This window comes from Prosthecobacter sp. GW821-HT29F12 (assembly GCF_058803405.1).
This window is the reverse complement of sequence record NZ_CM179517.1, coordinates 4,345,872-4,363,503: the sequence shown is the minus strand read 5'-3', so window position 1 is coordinate 4,363,503 and position 17,632 is coordinate 4,345,872. Positions and strand designations below refer to the sequence as shown.

The window sequence follows — 17,632 nt, the reverse complement described above, 5'->3', positions numbered from 1 at the left end:
ATGAAATCTATGCATGAGCATTAGCTGTGCCATTTCTCAAAATAGGCCGCTTGCCTATCGAGTGCAGCACGCTTTTTCAGTCCCCTGTGCGGGTTATTTTACACTCCCTCATACCGTACATCGATGCCCGTTGGAATTGTCTAAATTACAGATTTCCAATGAGCTAAATGGAGTGGGCGAAAGCGGGTCCAATTCCTGCAATCAAGAAGGCAGGAAGTATGTAGCGCTCTGCGCCACGGATGGTTGCAACAGCCCGCTACAGTGCAACGTCACGCTCTTCAGCAGACCGGGCATTCGCGCTCGCTCGAAGGGTCACTCGCCTCGCAGGTCCAGGCAAATCACCCGGGGGCCTGACTTCCGCAGCAGATCCTGTGACTGCTGGCGCACATAGAGCAGGCCGTGACTGAGCGCGGGCAGACTCCAGGTGTTGAGCGCATAAAACGGCTGGGCTTGAGCCAGCACTTTGGCCCCGGCCGGACTCAGATCGAGCCAGTGCAGCGAACCGGTTTCTCCGAGGCAAAGGAAGGCGCCATCGGCTTTCAATAAGCTCGAGCGCAGGATGCTGAGACGGGCGGGGGAGCTGCGTCCGGTCAGCTTGCTAAACTCCGCGTCCTCCCACTCGATGTGCTGTTCCCACACCTCCGCGCCGGTCTCCGCATTCACGCAGACAAGGCGCGACTTGGGCTCCGTCTCACCGTCAATCGCATACAGATGACCATCGTGATACACCGGGTTCATCCAGTGGACGCCGAGCTTTTTCGACTGCCAGACTTCCTTCACCTGAAACTCCGCGTCATACTCAACCATCACACCACCGAGCGGCCGGCCCTTCGGGTACGCGGTGGTGATGAAGGCGCGGTTTTTCTCCGGAATGACGACGGGTGAAGTGCCGATGGCCTGGATGTAGTCCTCGCTGCGCCATGGAAACTTGGAATGCAGTTTTCCACTCGCTGGATCAATGCACATGAGGCCGCCCGTGGCCGGGTCGCTCTCGCCGCCTGCATAGATCAGCACCTTCGTCTGTCCATGCAGCTTGGCGGGAATGGGAGACGCATAGCTCGCGCCCCAGGCATCTTCGACGGTCCACACGACCTTGCCGCTTTGCAAATCGAAGGCCGCCACGCTCACGCCTGCTTCCGCAAGCTTCGTTTTACGGTCGCGCATTCCTTCGTTGTCTTCGATCAGGGCTTTTTTGCCGCCGACATTCACGATCACGCGCCCGTCGAGAATCAGCGGCGTGCCGCCCGCGCCGAAGAAATCCTGCGGCACGTTGTATTCTTTGCGCAGATCATGCTGCCACAATGCCTTGCCGGTTTTTAAATCAAACGCGCGCAACTCGGCAGTCACGCCAAACGTCACGACGATGCCATCGGCAATCACCGGGCTGCCACGCGGTCCATTGCCGAAGCCATAGCGATCCTGATACGAGATCGGGTAATCCTGCGACCAGAACCGCTTTCCCGTTTCGCGCTGCAGGCACTCGATGGTTTCCTTGCCTTCCAGAGCATGGAAGATCACACAGTAGTCGCCACTGATGGCGGGAGAGTTGTAGGCCTCGCCCATCTGGACTTCCCACACCATCTTCGGCTCGCCCTGGCCCCAGGTCTTGAGCAAATGAGTTTCAGGCGAGTGAGCATCATTCGTGGGGCCGAGCACCCGCGGCCAGTCGCTCGTCTTTGCCTCTGCCGCCAGCGGCTTCGGTGCCGCATGAAAGGTCAGCCGGTCAAACACCTCCTGCGCAGAGCAGACGTTCAGGGCGAAAAGAAGCAGAAACAGTCTCGACGAATTTTTCATGTCATGCCAAGCTAGCCACAGCTGCGAAGAACGCCACTCTCATGAATCCCATGCGTGAACTTGCCTGGCATGAGCGCCAATTTGTGGCGCTCGTGGTGGGAGGTATTCCCGCCTGCTTCATTGGGTTTATCCTTGGACTCTGGGGAAATGGGATGGGAGGCCGGGAGCTCGATCTCGGCACGGTTTTACTGAGGGGCGGCTATTGCTCTGTGTTTCCGGTCATTTTAGCCTGCCTCATGCCGAGGGTCTGGCTTCCTCCAGTATTGACTTATTTGATTGGGTTCAGCATGGGATTTGGCAGCTCGGATGGGTTTGCGATGTTTTCAAAAATCATCGTGGCACCTGTTCATTGGTTTGAGGGCAGTCACACGATTATTCCACCCCCTGCTTCACATCCCGATCTGCCTTGGATTCTTGGACTGGCGCTCTGGCTGGCTGGACTGGTGTCCATCCTGCGCGGAAGCCCCCGGTTCGCGGCCATGCTCCGAAGGCTGGAGGTTCATCCTGATTAAAGCGGTGGAAGAGCCGATAAAGCACAGCAAAAGCCAATGATCGTCCGTTGAGCCGCCTGAATTCCGGCGTATGTGACGGGTGTAACCCCACCCAACCCCATGCTCATTCCGACCTCTTTCCCCACGTCCAACGGCCCTGCTGAATCCAAACCGCTGATTTCCGAAGAGGGCTGGGTCGTGCAGCACCTGTTTTTTACCATTGATCATGGCTACTGGGCGGCGCTGATGCCGGAAGAGCGCCAGGAGCGGCGTGAGAACTTCACACGTACGATCGAGGCCATCCGCAAGCATCCCGGCACGCAGTTGCTCGCGTTTGCCATGGTGTCGCCCAAGTCGGAGCTGGGCTTCATGCTCATCACACCGGATCTGCACGACTCACAGCGCTTTGAAAAGCAGATCACCCTGGCGCTTGGCCCGGATGTGCTGACGCCTGCCTACAGCTATCTTTCCATGACGGAGTGGACCGAGTACTCGCAGAGCGAAGAAGAGTTCAAGGCGCAGATCGAGAAGGCGGAAAACCTGACTCCCGGCACGGAGGCGTTCGACAAACGTGTGGCGGAATGGAAGGGCCACATGACGAAGTATTTCAACGACCGCCTCTACCCGAACATGCCCGACTGGCAGGTCTTCTGTTTCTACCCGATGAGCAAGCGCCGCAACGTGGGTGCAAACTGGTATGCCAACGACTTTGCGAAGCGCCGTGAACTCATGGGCGGCCACGCCAAAACGGGCCGCAAATACGCCGGCAAGGTGCGCCAGCTCATCTCCGGCTCCACCGGCCTCGACAGCCACGAGTGGGGCGTGACGCTCTTCGCGCACGACATGTTCCAGATCAAAAGCATCGTCTATGAGATGCGCTTTGATGAAGTCACCACCCAGTATGGCGAATTTGGCGACTTCTACATCGGCATCCAGCCACCGACGGGTGAACTGCTGCAGCGGGTGATGCTTGCGTGAGGCGAGATTGGGTGCATCTCTCACTTCCTGTGCCAAATCTGCCCCTCACCATCGCCAATCGTCAGTTTAACTCCCGCCTCATGATGGGTACGGGCAAATTCGCCAGCGGTGAGCTGATGCGGGATGCCATCGTGGCCTCGGAGACGGAAATCGTCACCGTGGCGCTGCGCCGGGCCGATTTGACCGGCAAGGGAGATCCCTTTGCCAACATCCTCGATTTCATCCCCAAGAACGTCCTGCTGCTGCCAAACACCAGCGGGGCGATGAATGCGGAGGAGGCGGTGCGCCTGGCACGCCTGGCCGTGGCGGCGGGGCTGCCCAACTGGGTGAAGCTGGAGATCCATCCCGATCCCCGCTACCTGCTGCCAGACCCGATTGAGACGCTCAAGGCGGCTGAAATTCTCGTGAAGGAAGGGTTCATTGTCCTCCCCTACATCAATGCCGACCCCGTTTTGGCCCGCCGCCTGCAGGATGTGGGCACGGCCACGGTGATGCCGCTGGGCTCGCCCATCGGCTCGCATCAGGGCATCACGACGCGTCGTCAGATCGAAATCATCATCACCCAGGCCACGGTGCCGGTGGTGGTGGATGCCGGAATTGGGGCACCCAGCCATGCCTCCGAGGCCTTTGAGATGGGTGCGGATGCCGTTCTGGTAAATACGGCCATCGCCGTGGCTGCCGACCCCGTCCGGATGGCACAAGCCTTCAAAATGGCGGTGGAAGCCGGGCGCAGCGCCTATGAAATCGGCCTGAGCGAGGGCGCAGCAGAGGCTTCAGCCACCAGCCCGCTGACGACTTTTCTCTACCAGTAAGCAGCTTTGAAAAGGGCTAATTCAGCCTTTCACCAGGTAGGTGAAAGCGATGACGCCGCAGAAAAGCAGACCGGCTGCAAGACACATTCCAGTAAAGATGACCATAATGGTTGGGGATTTAGCGTGAAATAGAGCGTTCGCTAGTAGAAATTTTTTCTTGCGAATGGAGCGCTTTGGGGCAGACTCCGCGCCCCTATGGCAAAAACATGCTGGCTCGAGCGCGACAAGCGCAAACGTAAAACCGTCGAAAAGTACGCTAAACTCCGTGCAGAACTCAAGGAGAAAGGCGACTTCGTCGGTCTCTCCATGCTTCCACGTGATGCAAGCCCGACACGTCTCATCAACCGCTGCCGCGTTTCCGGCCGTCGTCGCGCGTTCATTCGCCGCTTCCAGATGTCCCGTATGACCTTCCGCGAACTCGCCTCCCAAGGGATGATTCCCGGGGTGACGAAGTCCAGCTGGTAGAATTCCGTCCGAACTTGCAGCCGGAAATTTTTCTGGCTGCATGGGGGAGGCGGTGCGTTCTTCTCTGATGCCTACCTACTCCTACATCGCTGACGACCCTGAAAAGGGATGCCCTGCTTGCCGCAGAGGCTTTGACCTGCGCCGTCCGCTCAGCAGGCCTGCGCTAGAGGCATGCCCTCTTTGCAGGCAGCCGGTCAAAAAACTCATTTCCGGTTTTAACACGCCGAAGATCACCAAAACCCTCTCCGTTTCCGACGCTAAGGCCGCCGGCTTCACCATCCTCGAAAAACGATGCGATGGAAATTACGAGAAGCTGTGAACGCCTGATCGCGCCGCTCCATGACTCCTTTGCTCGCCAATGCCTCTGCCGAACTCGTTCGCGAGTGGAGTTTCACCGCTGGTGAAGTCTTCTGGCAGGCTGTGATTGTGCTGATCATCGTACTGCTCAACGCCTTCTTTGTGGCGGCTGAGTTTGCCATCGTCAAAGTCAGGGACAGCCAGCTGACTGCCGCCATCGAAGACGGTATGCGCGGTGCCAAATTTGCGCAGACCGTGACGCGGAACCTGGACGCCTACCTCTCCGCCGGGCAGCTGGGCATCACACTGACCAGCATCGCGCTGGGGATTTTTGGCGAGCCGTTTGTCGCTGTCGTCGTGCAGCCGATGCTGTTTAAAATGGGCATCGTCAACGAGACGGTGATCCGCTGGACGTCCATCGGCATCGCCTATGCCATCGTCACCTTCCTGCACGTCGTGCTTGGCGAACAGACGCCGAAGGTGGTAGCCATCCGCAAATCCATGCAGACCGCGCTGCTGATCGCGCGCCCGCTGCACCTGTTTTACATCCTGCTGAAGCCGGCCATCTGGATTCTCAGCGCCAGCACCAACCTCGTCCTTCGCTTTCTGGGCATCACGGCTGTCTCGGAGCATGAGATCGCCCACTCTGAAGAAGAGCTGCGTCATATCGTGGCTGAAAGCCAGAAGTCCAAGGAAGTGACGGAAACCGAGAAGGACATCCTTCTCAACGCCCTCGCCCTCAATGACCGCTGCGTGCGTGATGTGATGACGCCGCGCAACCAGGTCGTCTCACTCGATGCGGATGAAACCTTTGAGGCCAATCTCAAGATCGCCATCGATTCCAAGCACACGCGCTATCCGCTCGTGGAGGGCCATCTGGACCATGCCATCGGCACCATTCATATCAAAGATCTGCTCAGCCTCATCGGCAAACCGCAGCCGGATCTGCGCAAGATCAAACGCGAGCTGCAGATGGTGCCTGAGATGATGCCCATCGACAAGCTGCTGCGCTTCTTCCTCGACAAACACGTTCACGTGGCCCTTGCCGTTGATGAATTTGGTGGCGCCGTCGGCATTGTGACGCTCGACAACGTGCTCGAGGAAATCGTGGGTGACATTCAGGACGAATTCGACCACGAAGTCAGCGAGTTCCGCCGCATCAACGACAACGAGTTCACCGTCGAAGGCACCTACAACCTCTACGAACTGGCGGATCAGACCGGCATTGATCTCGACAGCGACGAAGTCACCACCATCGGCGGATACGTTACGCATCTCCTGGGCCATCTGCCCAAGGTGGGTGAAAAAGTGGTCATTGAAGAGTATGAGGTGACCACCACCAAGGCGGACCTCAGGCGTGTTTTGCAGCTGCACTTCAAGCGCCTTTCCACCGTGGCGGAAGAAGCTGCGGCGGCTGACGCTGCACCGGAAGGCGTGTAAGACGGCTCACACGAAAGCCGCCGCATGCGCGACGAAGGCATCTACATCCGCCTCCGTGGTACGCCATGAGCACATCAGGCGTGATCCTCCGCCGATGAAGCTGTAGAAAACCCAGCCCCGCTCCTTGAGGCCATCCTTCATCCGGTCCGGCAGCTTGGCAAACACGGCATTGGCATCCACCGGGTAGAGAATCTGCACACCCGGCAGATGGCCGAGTGAATCAGAGAGGCGTCTGGCCAGGGTGTTGCCGTTTTGCGCATGCCTGCGCCAGGTTTCATCACTCAAAATACGCAGCCACTGCGCCGAGATGAAGCGCATCTTGGAGCACAGCTGCCCCGCCTGCTTGCAGCGGTACGCAAACTCCTGGGACAGCTCCTTGTTGAAAAACACCACGGCCTCCGTCACCGCCATGCCGAGCTTCGTGCCGCCGCAGCACAGCACGTCTACTCCTGCACGCCAGGTGATGTCGGCGGGCGCACAGTTCAATCCGGTCAGCGCATTGAAAAACCGCGCACCATCCATGTGAATCGACAGACCATGCTGTTTCGCGACAGCGCCAAGTCCCTTGACTTCGCCCGGGCGGTACACCGTGCCCAGTTCCGTGCTCTGGCTGATGCTTAGTGCCCGTGGCTTCGGAAAATGCACATCGCTGCGGCTTGTCGCCAGACGAATGACATCAGCGGGGTCGAGTTTTCCCAGCGGGCTGCGGGCCAGCAGGATCTTTGAGCCGTGGCTGAAAAACTCTGGCGCACCGCATTCGTCCGTCTCCACATGCGCTTCCTGCGCGGTGATGATGCTGTGGTAGCTCTGGCACAGCGTGGCGAGCGAGAGTGAGTTCGCTGCCGTGCCGTTGAAGACAAAGTACACATCGCAGTCCGTCTCAAAAAAGCGCCGGAACATTTCGCAGGCTTCCGCGGTGGTGGAGTCGGCCCCATAGCTGGGCTGATAGCCTGCGTTGGCCTCTTCCAGCCCCTGCCAGGCTTCCGGACAAATGCCGGACGTGTTGTCCGAGGCGAAATGGTATTTCAGTTCAGCGCTCATGCTTTTGCTTTCGGCTTCCCGTGCCATGCGAGTACGATCCCTGCGAGCAGCAGCAGCACATCGCGCAGGATGAGATCGCGGTAATTGGAGGTGGCGTCCGCATGGCCAAAGCAGCCACAGCGGATGTCGATGCCGCGCCACCATGAGATGCTGATGGCCGCCAGAAAAATCACCAGCGATCCATTCAAGATCAGCAGCCCGCCGGAACGCAGCAGCCCGCTCATGACCGCCAGCCCGGCGAAAATTTCCAGCCACGGCAGCCCCATGGCCAGCCATGCGGCCCAGGGATCTCCCAACAGATCGAAGCTGCGGATGTCATCGAGAAATGAGATCGGATCCGCCACCTTCAGAATCCCCGCGTACACAAAGACGCCGCCGAAAAAGAAATGAAGGAGAAGTCGCAGCATGAGTTCGCCAAACTTACGGCACCAGTTCCGCCATCGGCAACAAAATGATGACCAGCTTCTTGTCTTCGTAGCTTTCTCCCGGCACCGGCATGCCCCGGACGTCCAGTGGGCGCCCCAGCAAGGTGGCAAGCTGAGTGGCAAAACCAGCCTCCGGCGTCTGACCGCCCCCGCCAAAGCTCAGCTGCGCATCATCGTACACACGCATCAGCTCACCGCCGTGCAGCACGATGGGGGATTTGTCGCTCGGTGGGAAGCCTTGGATGGAAACCAGGTTCGCCTCTTCTTCACCCAGCAGCTTGGCGGCATGCAGCGGATCAAGCCGGCGCGCCAGATCACCGGGGTCCATGCGATCAAGAAGTTTGGCATTGATCACGGGCGTCTCCGGGCTGCTCAGACGTGGCAGCTTTTCATGCACATGCTTGTACACCGCCAGGGCCACCGCCTTCATGGCCTCAGGGGTCCAGTGACTGTCATGCGAAAAGTACACCGGCTGCCTGTCACGGAATTCCCAAAGGGCCTCGGTCATGTCCAGCACATTGACGCCCGCCCCTTTCAAATCAGCCAGTCGGCCCGCCTCACCTTTCAAACGCACCACGTCCAGATAGCGGCCGGGGCGGATTTGTTCCGGGTACATCGTGGCACGGTCTGGAATCGTGACCACCAGCAGTGTCGTATCCTGAGCCTTCAGCTGTGCCGCCAGCTTGATCAAGCTGGGCTGCAAGTCGTTGGCTGGGCGTCTGGCATGTGCCAGGCGGTCGAGTTCACTCTGGTCAAAGAGCCAGCCTTCGCGTCCGAGATACACGTTTTTGTTGCCTTCATTCAGGCCATGCATCAGCAGCCATTGCAGTCCGCTGCGCACCGTGGCCGCCGCCAGATTGGTCTTGGAAGCCGTGAACCACGACGCAGCCTCAAACAGCAGCGGCACCGCCAGCAGCAGGGCAAACACACGGATGATGTTCCGCGCCGCCTTGGCGCTCAGTTCCGGCTCGGGCGGCACCACGGTCCGCTTCGCAGGGTCGATTCGGGGCAGCGTCGGTTTCATGACATGGGGGAGGCATGCGTCCAAAGCATTGCCACGGCAAAAGTGAAAATGAGAAGACAGATCGTCGCCTTCCATGGCGCTGGCTCCCGCAGAAAATCGCGCGAATGCGGCAGGCCGATGAGGCAGACCAGCGCGGCAAAAATCGTGAGGACGTGGAAATCCGTCCGCACCCGCGCTTGCTGAATCAGCGTGGGGATTGTCCGCGTCGGAGGTGCGAACAGAGCCTTCAAGTGCAGCCAGGTGTCACCAAATGAAGCCGTTTGCACCAGCGCCCCGATCACGGTGATGACCAGCAGGAGCACAATCAGCCGAATCCAGTTTCCCCGCGTGAAGCGCCGCAGTGTCAGCACCTCCTGCACCGGTTCCGCCACCTTGAAACCAAACATGCCGCCCAGTCCGGCGATCACATCGCCCGCAGAGGTGAAAGCAAAATGCAGGCTGAGCAGCAGCCCCAGAAATCCCATCCACGCCACGCTGGTGCCCAGGCTTTCCGGTCCGCCCCGGAAAGTCATCGTCGCGAGATGCCACAGCGGATCGACCAGCAGCACCCACTTGCCGATTCCGAGGCAAAAGCGCGCAATTCCATTCGCCACGTCATGCGCGGCTGGTCGTGGTTTGACGTACAGTCGCACCGTCAGAGCGACGGGCAGCAGCACAAACAGCAGATGGTGGAGACTGATCAGCACAAGCATGGAGATGGCGGAGGGCAAGACGCCCGTCAATCATGGAATCTTGGGGGGCATTGATCGAAGATGGCAGAGGAAGTGGAAAATTACGTCAGTGAAGCGCTTGTTGCTGCGTTTGAGTACTGTCATGCACGACATCGATCCCACCCTCCCCGAGCACCTCATCCGTCGCGATTTCCTAAAGAAGCTCGCGGCTGCAGGCACGGCTGCGTGGATGACCGGCGCACCGCAGGCCATCTGGGCGAAAACGGGAGAGAAGGTCACTCACCCCCCCGCGAAAGCCGACGCCTGCATCCTGCTCTGGATGGCCGGCGGAATGGCCGCACCCGACACGTTTGATCCCAAAGGCTACCTGCCATTTGAGAAGGGTCTGGAGGTCAAGCGCATGCTCAGCACCTTTCCCGCGATCAACACCAATGTGGATGGCATCAGAATCTGCCAGGGCTTGGAAAACATCGCTCAGGTGATGGACCGCGCCACGCTGATCCGCAGCGCAGTGCAGCCCGACCTCGGCAGCATTCTGCACTCGCGGCACCAGTATCACTGGCACACCGGCTACGTGCCGCCGCAGACAGTGGCATGCCCGCACATCGGCTCCTGGATGGCGAAGGTGCTCGGTCCGCGTAATGCCGTGATGCCTGCTTTCATCAACATCGGGCAGCGGCTCGAAGGGGTGGGCGAAAGCGAAGAACTGAAGGCCTTCACCACCGCCGGATTTTTCGGCAGCGAATTCGGCCCCATGAACCTGCCGTTTCCTGAAGAAGCCGCGCAGTCCGTAAAACCACCGAAGGGCATGGATGCGAATCGTTTCGCCAACCGCGACCGCCTCTTTCGCAAGCTCGTCGATCAAAGCCCGCAGCGTGAGTTTATGAGCGACTACCAGCAGGAGTCCATGCTGCGTAGCATGGACAACGCCTACCGCCTGCTCAGTGTCAAGGAGCGCGAGGCCTTCGACATCACCTTAGAGCCGAAGGAGAGCTACGCCAAGTATGACACCGGCCGCTTTGGCCGTGGCTGCCTGCTTGCCCGCCGTTTGGTCGAGGCAGGAACACGCTTCGTCGAAGTGACCACCGAGTACGTGCCCTTCTTCCAATGGGACACGCACAAAGACGGCCACACCACCGTGGACGCCATGCACAAGGAGATTGACCTGCCAATCTCGCAGCTCGTGCGTGATCTGGAGGCAAAGGGCCTGCTGGACCGCACGCTCATCGTCATTGCCAGCGAGTTCAGCCGCGATGCGCTCATGGAAGGCAAGCCCGGCTCCACCGCGAACGACCAGACCACCTTCAAAGTCGATACGCTCAGCGAGATGAAGCACTACGGCCTGCACCGCCATTTCACCGGCGGCACCAGCGTGGTGATGTTTGGCGGCGGCGTGAAGAAAGGCCACCTCTATGGCGAAACCGCCGATGAACGCCCTCTCATTGCCACCAAAAATCCGGTCAGTGTCATGGACCTGCATGCAACTATCATGACGGCCATGGGCATCAGCCCGAAGACGGAATTCGAAATCGAAGGCCGGCCATTCTACGTGACGGAAGATGGTAAAGGAAAAGCCGTGACGGAAATCTTCGCTTAAAAAGATTGGTGGCGCGGATTTCGTCCGTTTAGGCTCTCCCTTCTTCATGAACGCTCTCCGCCTTTTCTGCCTCGGTGTCACGACTCTCGTCCTGGCCGTTTCCTCATCCATTCGTGCTGCTGATGGCGATGCCGAGTGGAAGAAGGTCAACGACATCATCGAAGGCATTCGCAACCCCAAGGAGAATCCCCAGACGAGTGAAACGGCGCGCATGATGCTGAAGCACAGCCTGACGGATTTTGATGCCACTTATGCAGCCGCCATGAAGTCGGCGCCCACCAATCCTGCCCGCTGGGATGTGGCTCTCTTTGCTGCCATGCTCGGGCATGTGCGCGAGCTCGCCGGTGTCCCGGCGCCTGAGAAGGAAGGCATCAGCCTGGACGACATCGTCAAAGCAGCGGATGCAAAGCCCGAGACGAGATCGCAGGCCAGCCTGACCCAGGTCATGCTCGCGTCTGACTCTGCTGTTGCTCCCGGGGGCGATGCTACTGCCTGGGTCGCCATGGCGGAGAAGCACCTGAAGGCTTTCCCGGAGGAAAAGCTCAACAAGATGGTGGAGGTCAAGCTGCAGGAGGTGAATCTCAAGACCCAGCCGCTGGGGCTGAAGTTCACAGCCGTGGACGGTCGTGCGGTGGATGTGAGCAAGCTGCAGGGCAAGGTTGTCCTCATCGACTTCTGGGCCACCTGGTGCGGGCCCTGCGTCGAGGAACTGCCGACGGTCCTCAAAATTTACAAAGAGCAGCATGCGAAGGGATTTGAGGTCATTGGTGTTTCGCTCGATGCCGACAAAGCAGAACTCGAGGCCTTCCTGAAAGACAAAGGCGTCGAATGGCCGCAGTACTTCGATGGCAAAGGCCCGGAGAACGAGCTGTTCCTCAAGTTCAATCTCGAATCCATCCCCACGATGTGGCTGCTGAACAAGAAGGGCGTGGTCGTGAGCATGACCGCCTTTGAGGGGCTGGAGGAGAAGGTGAAGAAACTGCTGGCTGAATAACATGATGATGGCACGTGCCGCATTCATCGGAGTCATTCGCCTTGCCACCTTCTGAATCTTGCCTTGGAGGCAGTCGTTCAGATTGAGAGAAGTGTTATCCTGGCGATGCGTGACAGGAGTTGAGAGGGGAAGCCGTGATGGAAATCTTCGCGTGAAAAGATTGGTGAGGCGGCGGTCTCCCGTTTAGGTTTAGATATGAACGCGCATCGCCTTCTCTGCATCGGGGTCACGACTTTGGTCCTGGCCGTTTCTTCATTCCTTCATGCTGCCAATGGCGATGCTGAATGGCAAAAGGTGGATGATATTGTCGAAAATCTCAAAAATCCGAAGGACAAACCGCAATCGCGGGATGAAGCGATCGCACTGTTGAAAAAGGGACTGACAGAGTTCGATTCCGCTCATGCGGCGGCCATGAAGGTCGCGCCGGAAAATCCCTCCCGCTGGGATGCCGCCTTGTTTGAGATGATGGTCGGTCGCGCACGTGAAGTCGCAGGGGTTCCGGCTCCTGAAAAGAAAGCCATCAGTCTTGAAGACATTCTCAACGCCGCAGACGCCAAACCTGCAACCAAATCGCAGGCCAGCTTGATGAGCGTCATGGAGGCAGCCGACGCCGCCGAAAGCTCTGAAGGGGACGCCGCCGCATGGCTGGCGAAAGCGGAGAAGCATCTGAAAGATTATCCCGCTGAAAAGATGAACAAGGTGGTGGAAGGCAAGATCAAGAGTGTCAAGGCGGCCGCCGACCTGAAGACCAAGCCGCTTGAATTGAAATTCACCGCCGTGGACGGCCGTGAAGTGGATGTGTCCAAACTGCAGGGCAAGGTGGTGCTCATCGACTTCTGGGCCACCTGGTGCGGACCTTGCGTGGCCGAACTGCCGAACGTGCTCAAGGCCTACAAGGAACTGCACCCGAAGGGCTTTGAAATTGTGGGCATCTCGCTCGACAGCGATAAGGCCGAACTGGAGGCCTTTGTGAAGGAGAAAGGCATGGGATGGCCGCAGTACTTTGACGGCAAAGGCTGGCAGAACGAGATCTCCTCCAAATACGGCATCAATTCGATCCCTGCCATGTGGCTGCTCAATAAGAAGGGCATGGTTGTGAGCACCAATGCACGCGGCGGTCTGGAAGCACAGGTGATCAAACTTCTCGCGGAGTAAGATTATGATTCATCGCGCAGCCGTCATTGCGGTCCTGCTGGCTGCTTCGTTGCTTCATGCCCAGGAATCGGGCGTTAAGGTCGAAAAGAACGTCATGGTGGCGATGCGCGATGGCGTGAAGCTCGCCACGGATGTTTACCTGCCTGCGAGCAGCGCCGAAAAGCTGCCTGTTATCCTCACGCGTCTGCCTTACAACAAGGACGGCGCGAAAAGTTTCGGTGAGTACTTTGCGGCGCACGGCTATGCGTTTGTGGCGCAGGACACCCGTGGGCGCTATGCCAGCGAAGGCGTCTGGCACTGGATGACCGATGATGGCGTGGATGGCACGGATTGCGCCGCATGGATCGCCGCGCAGCCCTGGTCAAACGGCAAGATCGGCATGGTGGGCACCTCGTATGTGGGTGGCACGCAGCATGCGATGGCTTTGGAAAAAGTGCCGCAGCTCACCACCGTCATCCCGGTGGATGCCGTGTCCAACATGGGACGGCAGAGCATGCGCAATGCGGGTGCGTTTGAGATGCGCTTCTGGAACTGGATCATGCTCAATGCCGGCAAAGGCAGCAATGCGGCGCTTGATCCCGCGACTCAGAACGAGCTCAAGGAAATGGCCGATCATCGCTGGGATTATCTCTCGCTGCTTCCATTGCGTCCCGGCTCCACTCCGCTGAAACTCGCTCCAGAATACGAGGACTGGCTCATCCAGGCCATGCGCCACGGCAAGGACGATGCCTTCTGGCGGCAGAACAACATTCTGGCCGATCCCTCACGCTACAAAGACATGCCGGTCTATCTCGTCGGCGGCTGGTATGACTCTTGGGCTGGCAACACCTCTGCCAATTTCCAGGCACTGTCGAAGACGCTCAAGAGCGACGTCTATCTCATCATGGGGCCATGGATTCACGGAGCGCAGAACAAATCGGCGCATGGGCAGGTGGAGTTCGGTGGCGATGCGGCCATTGCGGACCAGCTTGCCTGGCGCAAGGAGTGGTTTGATCACTGGATGAAGGGCATCGACAACAGCGTCGGCAAGGCCGCTCCCTTCGCCAAAAAGGTGCGCATCTTCGTCATGGGCACCGGCGATGGCAGCAAGACCAAGGACGGCCTGCTCAACCATGGCGGGCAATGGCGTGATGAAAACGAATGGCCGCTGGCGCGCATGAAACCCACTCCTTTCTATCTGCATGCCGAAGGCTTGCTGAGCGACGCAAAGCCCAAGGATGAGCGCGCATCAGTGACCTATTCGTTTGACCCCAAGAACCCGGTGCCCACGCTCGGCGGCAACATTTCTTCCGGAGACGGCATCATGCAGCAGGGCGCATGGGATCAGCGTGGCAGTGACAAATTCTGGAACTGGACCAAGCCCATTCCACTCTCAGCCCGCAGTGATGTTCTCGTGTTCCAAACAGCACCGCTGGCCGAAGACACCGAAATCACTGGCGAGATCGAGGTGAAGCTTTGGGCCTCATCCGACGCCCTGGACACGGACTTCACCGCCAAGTTGATCGATGTGTATCCATTCAGCGCTGACTGGCCGCATGGCTTTGATCTCAATCTCGCCGACGGCATCGTGCGTGCGCGTTTTCGTGATTCACTGCGGGAGGAAAAGCTCATGCAGCCCGGCAAGGTCTATCCCTTCACCATCAAGCTCTATCCCACCAGCAACGTCTTCAAAAAAGGCCACCGCATCCGCGTGGACATCAGCAGCAGCAACTTTCCGCGCTTCGATGTGAACCCCAACACGGGCGAATCTCTGCAGCAGCACCGCCGCACGGTCATCGCCACGAACACCATTCACTTCGACCGCGAGCACCCCTCCCACATCGTGCTGCCATTGGTGAAGCCGTAGGTCTGGGTAATCGAGTGCGCGCCAGCCTCCTGGAGTGTTCCAGTCCTCTGGAGCTTTTCGCTGGCCATGGAACGTTCGAAAGCGCCGGAGGACCGGCGCACTCCAAGACGCTCCGCGCTGCATCACACTCCCAGCGCCTCGCGCAGGATGCTCATGCTCGCATTCCCGCCCGTGAGCACACACGCCACACGTTTGCCCTGCCATGTGTCGCGTTGCTTCTTCAGCGCAGCATACGCCAGAGCGCCCGCGCCTTCGGCGATGTTATGCGTTCCCTGAATGATCTCACGCATCGCAGTGACGGTCTCATCATCACTTACTGTGACGATATCATGGGCATAACGCATCACATGCTCCAGCGCATCCCGGTTCGGCGTTTTGCAGGCCACTCCCTCCGCCACTCGCGTCATGCTCGTTTGTTCGACAAACTGCCGCTGCTGAAACGACAAGGCATACGCCGGGGCATGTTCGGATACGACGCCGATGATCTTCGTCTTCAATCCCAGCGCTTCACGCGCTGCGGTCACGCCGCAGAATCCGGAACCCAGACCGATGGGCACAAACACCACATCCAGATCCTTCACCGCGCGAAACAGCTCCAGCCCATACGTTGCCACCCCACGCACCAGCCAGGGGTGGAATGACGGCACCGCATGCAGCCCTTCTTTGGCAGAGAGTTCACGCGAAAACACCAGCGCCTCCTGAAACTCGCGGCCATGCTCGACCAGTTCCGCACCCAGCGAGCGCATGGCGGCGTTCTTCTCCGGGTTGTTGCCATGCGGCACCACAATCACGGCGCGCAGGCCATTCCGTCTGGCTGCAAAAGCAATGGACTGCCCGTGATTGCCGGTCGAGGCAGCGATGACCCCGCGCACCTCCGGCTGCTGACGTTTCAACTCGTCCATATAGACGAGTCCTCCGCGGATTTTGAAGGCCCCAACCGGCGTGTGGTTTTCATGCTTCAACCACAGATCGCAGCCCTGGCCCGCTTCGAGCAGAGGCCAGCGGTACGCCGGTGTTTCGTGGATGTGGGGGCGAATGAGCGCCTTGGCGGCTTCGATTTCGCTGAGGGTCGGCAGTGGCTCCATCTTTCATGGCTAGGCACGAACTCCGAAAAGGCAAGCCCGCAGCCGACGTTATGAGCGGCACCATGAACACGTCCGCCACCTCTCGTCGTCGTTTCCTTCAGACCTCCCTCGCCGGAGCCATTTCCATGCCTGCCTGGGGCGCGCCGCTCGGGGCCAATGGAGATGTGCGTGTCGCGGTGATAGGCTTTCGTGGTCGTGGCGGCGGTCATATCAAGGAACTGCTCAAAGTTCCCGGCGTGCGCTTGGTGGCGCTGTGTGATGTCGATTCCGCCGTCGTGGACAAGAAAGTGGCCGAGCTAGCCAAGCAGAACATCACCGTCAAAACCTACCGTGACTTCCGCGAGTGCTGCGCGGACAAGGACATCGATGCCGTGACCATCGCCACACCGAATCACAGCCACGTGCTCATCGCGCTCACGGCCTTGCAGCATGGCAAGCACGTTTATGTGGAAAAACCCGTCTGCCACAACCTCATTGAGGGCCGCAAGCTCATGGCTGCTGCCACCAAGGCAGCGGCAAAGGGCATCATCGTGCAGCACGGCATGCAGCGGCGCTCCGACCTCGGCTGGGCTGCAGCGATGGCATGGGTGAATGAAGGGCACATTGGCAAGAAGAAGCTCTCCCATGCGCTCGTCCACGGCATGCGCCTCAGCATTGACAAGGTGGACGCCGCCCAGCCACCGCCCGCCACGGTGGATTACAAACTTTGGTCTTCTCCGCGCCCGGAGATGCCCATCATGCGCAAGCAGTTCCACTACGACTGGCACTGGCAGTGGCCCTATGGCAACGGCGACATCGGCAATCAGGGGCCGCATCAGTATGACGTGGCGCGCTGGGCGCTCAACGATCCCGCCACGCTGCCGCAGCGTGTGATGAGCCTCGGCCATCGCTGGGGCTATGTGGATGACGGCCAGACGGCGAACTGCCAGCTCGCCTTCCACCCTTATGAGCCTGTGCCTCTGCTCATGGACATGTTTGGCCTGCCTACAAAGAACATGGACAAAAAAACCGGCGAGCCGCCTTACAAGGGCATCCGCACCGGCAACATCATCCACTGCGAAGGCGGCTACGTGGCCGAGTCCAAGGCCTACGACAACGAGGGCAAGACCATCACGAAGTTTGAGAACTTCCTCACCGGCCCGGATCACATGAAAAACTTCATCGACTCCGTGCGAGCGGGCAAATACACCAAGGACGTGCTGCACATCCGCCACGGTCAGCAGGCCGCTGCTCTCGCGCATCTGGCCAATACATCCTACCGGCTTGGCAAAGCCATGAAGAACGAGGAGATCAAAGAGCGCCTGCAGGGGGATAAGTTTGGTCAGGCTATTTTTTCAGACATGCTCGCCACGCTTGCCGCGAATCAAATCAACACGGAAGTCGAGCAGGTGGTCGTCGGTCCGTGGCTCGATTTCGATCCGGTCAAAGAGGTTTTCACCGGTGAGTTTGCCGCCGAGGCCAACAAACTGGCGCAGGAGGAATACGCCGCCGGATTTGAACTGCCGGAAGTGTGATCC

At 59.1% G+C, this 17,632-nt stretch carries 17 protein-coding genes; 11 read left to right on the top strand and 6 right to left on the bottom strand.

Features of this window, described 5'->3' with window-relative positions; genetic code table 11:
* Positions 1-312 precede the first annotated feature (312 nt).
* The gene (locus AC3RLQ_RS17860) at positions 313-1,794 is read right to left on the bottom strand and encodes an outer membrane protein assembly factor BamB family protein (RefSeq protein WP_493030014.1); all 1,482 of its coding nucleotides are present in this window, start codon (positions 1,792-1,794) and stop codon (positions 313-315) included.
* A 50-nt stretch (positions 1,795-1,844) separates the two neighbouring features.
* On the opposite strand from AC3RLQ_RS17860, the gene AC3RLQ_RS17855 reads away from it, so the two are divergent.
* The 6 genes from AC3RLQ_RS17855 (at position 1,845) to AC3RLQ_RS17830 (ending at position 6,277) form a co-directional block, all read left to right on the top strand.
* Positions 1,845-2,306 (top strand): hypothetical protein, encoded by a 462-nt coding sequence (locus tag AC3RLQ_RS17855; RefSeq protein WP_493030013.1) that lies wholly within the window; start codon positions 1,845-1,847, stop codon positions 2,304-2,306.
* 99 nt (positions 2,307-2,405) lie between these two features.
* Entirely contained in the window at positions 2,406-3,263 is an 858-nt protein-coding gene (locus tag AC3RLQ_RS17850) for a chlorite dismutase family protein (protein WP_493030012.1), read from the top strand.
* Between the two features lie 29 nt (positions 3,264-3,292).
* Positions 3,293-4,075, top strand: a complete 783-nt coding sequence (locus tag AC3RLQ_RS17845) for a thiazole synthase (RefSeq protein WP_493030011.1) — start codon at positions 3,293-3,295, stop codon at positions 4,073-4,075.
* A gap of 195 nt (positions 4,076-4,270) precedes the next feature.
* The gene (gene rpsN / locus AC3RLQ_RS17840) at positions 4,271-4,540 is read left to right on the top strand and encodes a 30S ribosomal protein S14 (RefSeq protein WP_395730845.1); all 270 of its coding nucleotides are present in this window, start codon (positions 4,271-4,273) and stop codon (positions 4,538-4,540) included.
* Positions 4,541-4,607: 67 nt separating this feature from the next.
* Positions 4,608-4,859 (top strand): zinc ribbon domain-containing protein, encoded by a 252-nt coding sequence (locus tag AC3RLQ_RS17835; RefSeq protein WP_461527556.1) that lies wholly within the window; start codon positions 4,608-4,610, stop codon positions 4,857-4,859.
* Between the two features lie 20 nt (positions 4,860-4,879).
* Positions 4,880-6,277 (top strand): hemolysin family protein, encoded by a 1,398-nt coding sequence (locus AC3RLQ_RS17830; protein ID WP_422322180.1) that lies wholly within the window; start codon positions 4,880-4,882, stop codon positions 6,275-6,277.
* Between the two features lie 6 nt (positions 6,278-6,283).
* Here the strand turns inward: AC3RLQ_RS17830 and AC3RLQ_RS17825 are convergent, their stop codons facing one another.
* The 4 genes from AC3RLQ_RS17825 to AC3RLQ_RS17810 are packed head-to-tail and all read right to left on the bottom strand — an operon-like array spanning position 6,284 to position 9,477.
* Positions 6,284-7,318 carry a threonine aldolase family protein gene (locus tag AC3RLQ_RS17825; protein WP_493030010.1) on the bottom strand — a complete coding sequence of 345 codons (1,035 nt, stop codon included), beginning with the start codon at positions 7,316-7,318 and terminating at the stop codon, positions 6,284-6,286.
* The gene (locus tag AC3RLQ_RS17820) at positions 7,315-7,725 is read right to left on the bottom strand and encodes a MauE/DoxX family redox-associated membrane protein (RefSeq protein WP_493030009.1); all 411 of its coding nucleotides are present in this window, start codon (positions 7,723-7,725) and stop codon (positions 7,315-7,317) included. Before AC3RLQ_RS17820 ends, AC3RLQ_RS17825 begins: the two co-directional genes overlap by 4 nt.
* Positions 7,726-7,738: 13 nt before the next feature.
* On the bottom strand, positions 7,739-8,767 hold the full coding sequence (locus tag AC3RLQ_RS17815; protein ID WP_493030008.1) for an alginate O-acetyltransferase AlgX-related protein: 1,029 nt from the start codon (positions 8,765-8,767) through the stop codon (positions 7,739-7,741).
* Positions 8,764-9,477 carry a hypothetical protein gene (locus AC3RLQ_RS17810; protein ID WP_493030007.1) on the bottom strand — a complete coding sequence of 238 codons (714 nt, stop codon included), beginning with the start codon at positions 9,475-9,477 and terminating at the stop codon, positions 8,764-8,766. The genes AC3RLQ_RS17815 and AC3RLQ_RS17810 overlap by 4 nt, the downstream gene beginning before the upstream one ends.
* Before the next feature lie 103 nt (positions 9,478-9,580).
* On the opposite strand from AC3RLQ_RS17810, the gene AC3RLQ_RS17805 reads away from it, so the two are divergent.
* From AC3RLQ_RS17805 to AC3RLQ_RS17790, 4 genes are all read left to right on the top strand, one after another.
* Positions 9,581-11,035, top strand: a complete 1,455-nt coding sequence (locus AC3RLQ_RS17805) for a DUF1501 domain-containing protein (RefSeq protein WP_493030006.1) — start codon at positions 9,581-9,583, stop codon at positions 11,033-11,035.
* 46 nt (positions 11,036-11,081) lie between these two features.
* Positions 11,082-12,029, top strand: coding sequence for a TlpA family protein disulfide reductase (locus AC3RLQ_RS17800; protein ID WP_493030005.1), 948 nt, complete (start codon positions 11,082-11,084; stop codon positions 12,027-12,029).
* A gap of 195 nt (positions 12,030-12,224) precedes the next feature.
* The gene (locus AC3RLQ_RS17795; RefSeq protein WP_493030004.1) at positions 12,225-13,184 is read left to right on the top strand and encodes a TlpA family protein disulfide reductase; all 960 of its coding nucleotides are present in this window, start codon (positions 12,225-12,227) and stop codon (positions 13,182-13,184) included.
* A gap of 4 nt (positions 13,185-13,188) precedes the next feature.
* Positions 13,189-15,030, top strand: a complete 1,842-nt coding sequence (locus AC3RLQ_RS17790) for a CocE/NonD family hydrolase (RefSeq protein ID WP_493030003.1) — start codon at positions 13,189-13,191, stop codon at positions 15,028-15,030.
* A 122-nt stretch (positions 15,031-15,152) separates the two neighbouring features.
* Here AC3RLQ_RS17790 and AC3RLQ_RS17785 read toward each other — a convergent pair whose 3' ends face one another.
* Positions 15,153-16,106 carry a threonine dehydratase gene (locus AC3RLQ_RS17785; protein WP_493038739.1) on the bottom strand — a complete coding sequence of 318 codons (954 nt, stop codon included), beginning with the start codon at positions 16,104-16,106 and terminating at the stop codon, positions 15,153-15,155.
* 71 nt (positions 16,107-16,177) lie between these two features.
* Between AC3RLQ_RS17785 and AC3RLQ_RS17780 the strand changes: the two genes are divergently transcribed.
* A complete protein-coding gene (locus tag AC3RLQ_RS17780; protein WP_493030002.1) occupies positions 16,178-17,629 on the top strand; it encodes a Gfo/Idh/MocA family protein in 1,452 nt (483 codons plus the stop codon).
* Positions 17,630-17,632: the final 3 nt, after the last annotated feature.

What these genes read in the sequence shown, in the direction of transcription:
- AC3RLQ_RS17860 (WP_493030014.1), bottom strand. Translation starts at nt 1,794, where the DNA reads ATGAAAAATTCGTCGAGACTGTTTCTGCTTCTTTTCGCCCTGAACGTC.
- AC3RLQ_RS17855 (WP_493030013.1), top strand. Translation starts at nt 1,845, where the DNA reads ATGCGTGAACTTGCCTGGCATGAGCGCCAATTTGTGGCGCTCGTGGTG.
- AC3RLQ_RS17850 (WP_493030012.1), top strand. Translation starts at nt 2,406, where the DNA reads ATGCTCATTCCGACCTCTTTCCCCACGTCCAACGGCCCTGCTGAATCC.
- rpsN (WP_395730845.1), top strand. Translation starts at nt 4,271, where the DNA reads ATGGCAAAAACATGCTGGCTCGAGCGCGACAAGCGCAAACGTAAAACC.
- AC3RLQ_RS17835 (WP_461527556.1), top strand. Translation starts at nt 4,608, where the DNA reads ATGCCTACCTACTCCTACATCGCTGACGACCCTGAAAAGGGATGCCCT.
- AC3RLQ_RS17830 (WP_422322180.1), top strand. Translation starts at nt 4,880, where the DNA reads ATGACTCCTTTGCTCGCCAATGCCTCTGCCGAACTCGTTCGCGAGTGG.
- AC3RLQ_RS17825 (WP_493030010.1), bottom strand. Translation starts at nt 7,318, where the DNA reads ATGAGCGCTGAACTGAAATACCATTTCGCCTCGGACAACACGTCCGGC.
- AC3RLQ_RS17820 (WP_493030009.1), bottom strand. Translation starts at nt 7,725, where the DNA reads ATGCTGCGACTTCTCCTTCATTTCTTTTTCGGCGGCGTCTTTGTGTAC.
- AC3RLQ_RS17815 (WP_493030008.1), bottom strand. Translation starts at nt 8,767, where the DNA reads ATGAAACCGACGCTGCCCCGAATCGACCCTGCGAAGCGGACCGTGGTG.
- AC3RLQ_RS17805 (WP_493030006.1), top strand. Translation starts at nt 9,581, where the DNA reads ATGCACGACATCGATCCCACCCTCCCCGAGCACCTCATCCGTCGCGAT.
- AC3RLQ_RS17800 (WP_493030005.1), top strand. Translation starts at nt 11,082, where the DNA reads ATGAACGCTCTCCGCCTTTTCTGCCTCGGTGTCACGACTCTCGTCCTG.
- AC3RLQ_RS17795 (WP_493030004.1), top strand. Translation starts at nt 12,225, where the DNA reads ATGAACGCGCATCGCCTTCTCTGCATCGGGGTCACGACTTTGGTCCTG.
- AC3RLQ_RS17790 (WP_493030003.1), top strand. Translation starts at nt 13,189, where the DNA reads ATGATTCATCGCGCAGCCGTCATTGCGGTCCTGCTGGCTGCTTCGTTG.
- AC3RLQ_RS17780 (WP_493030002.1), top strand. Translation starts at nt 16,178, where the DNA reads ATGAACACGTCCGCCACCTCTCGTCGTCGTTTCCTTCAGACCTCCCTC.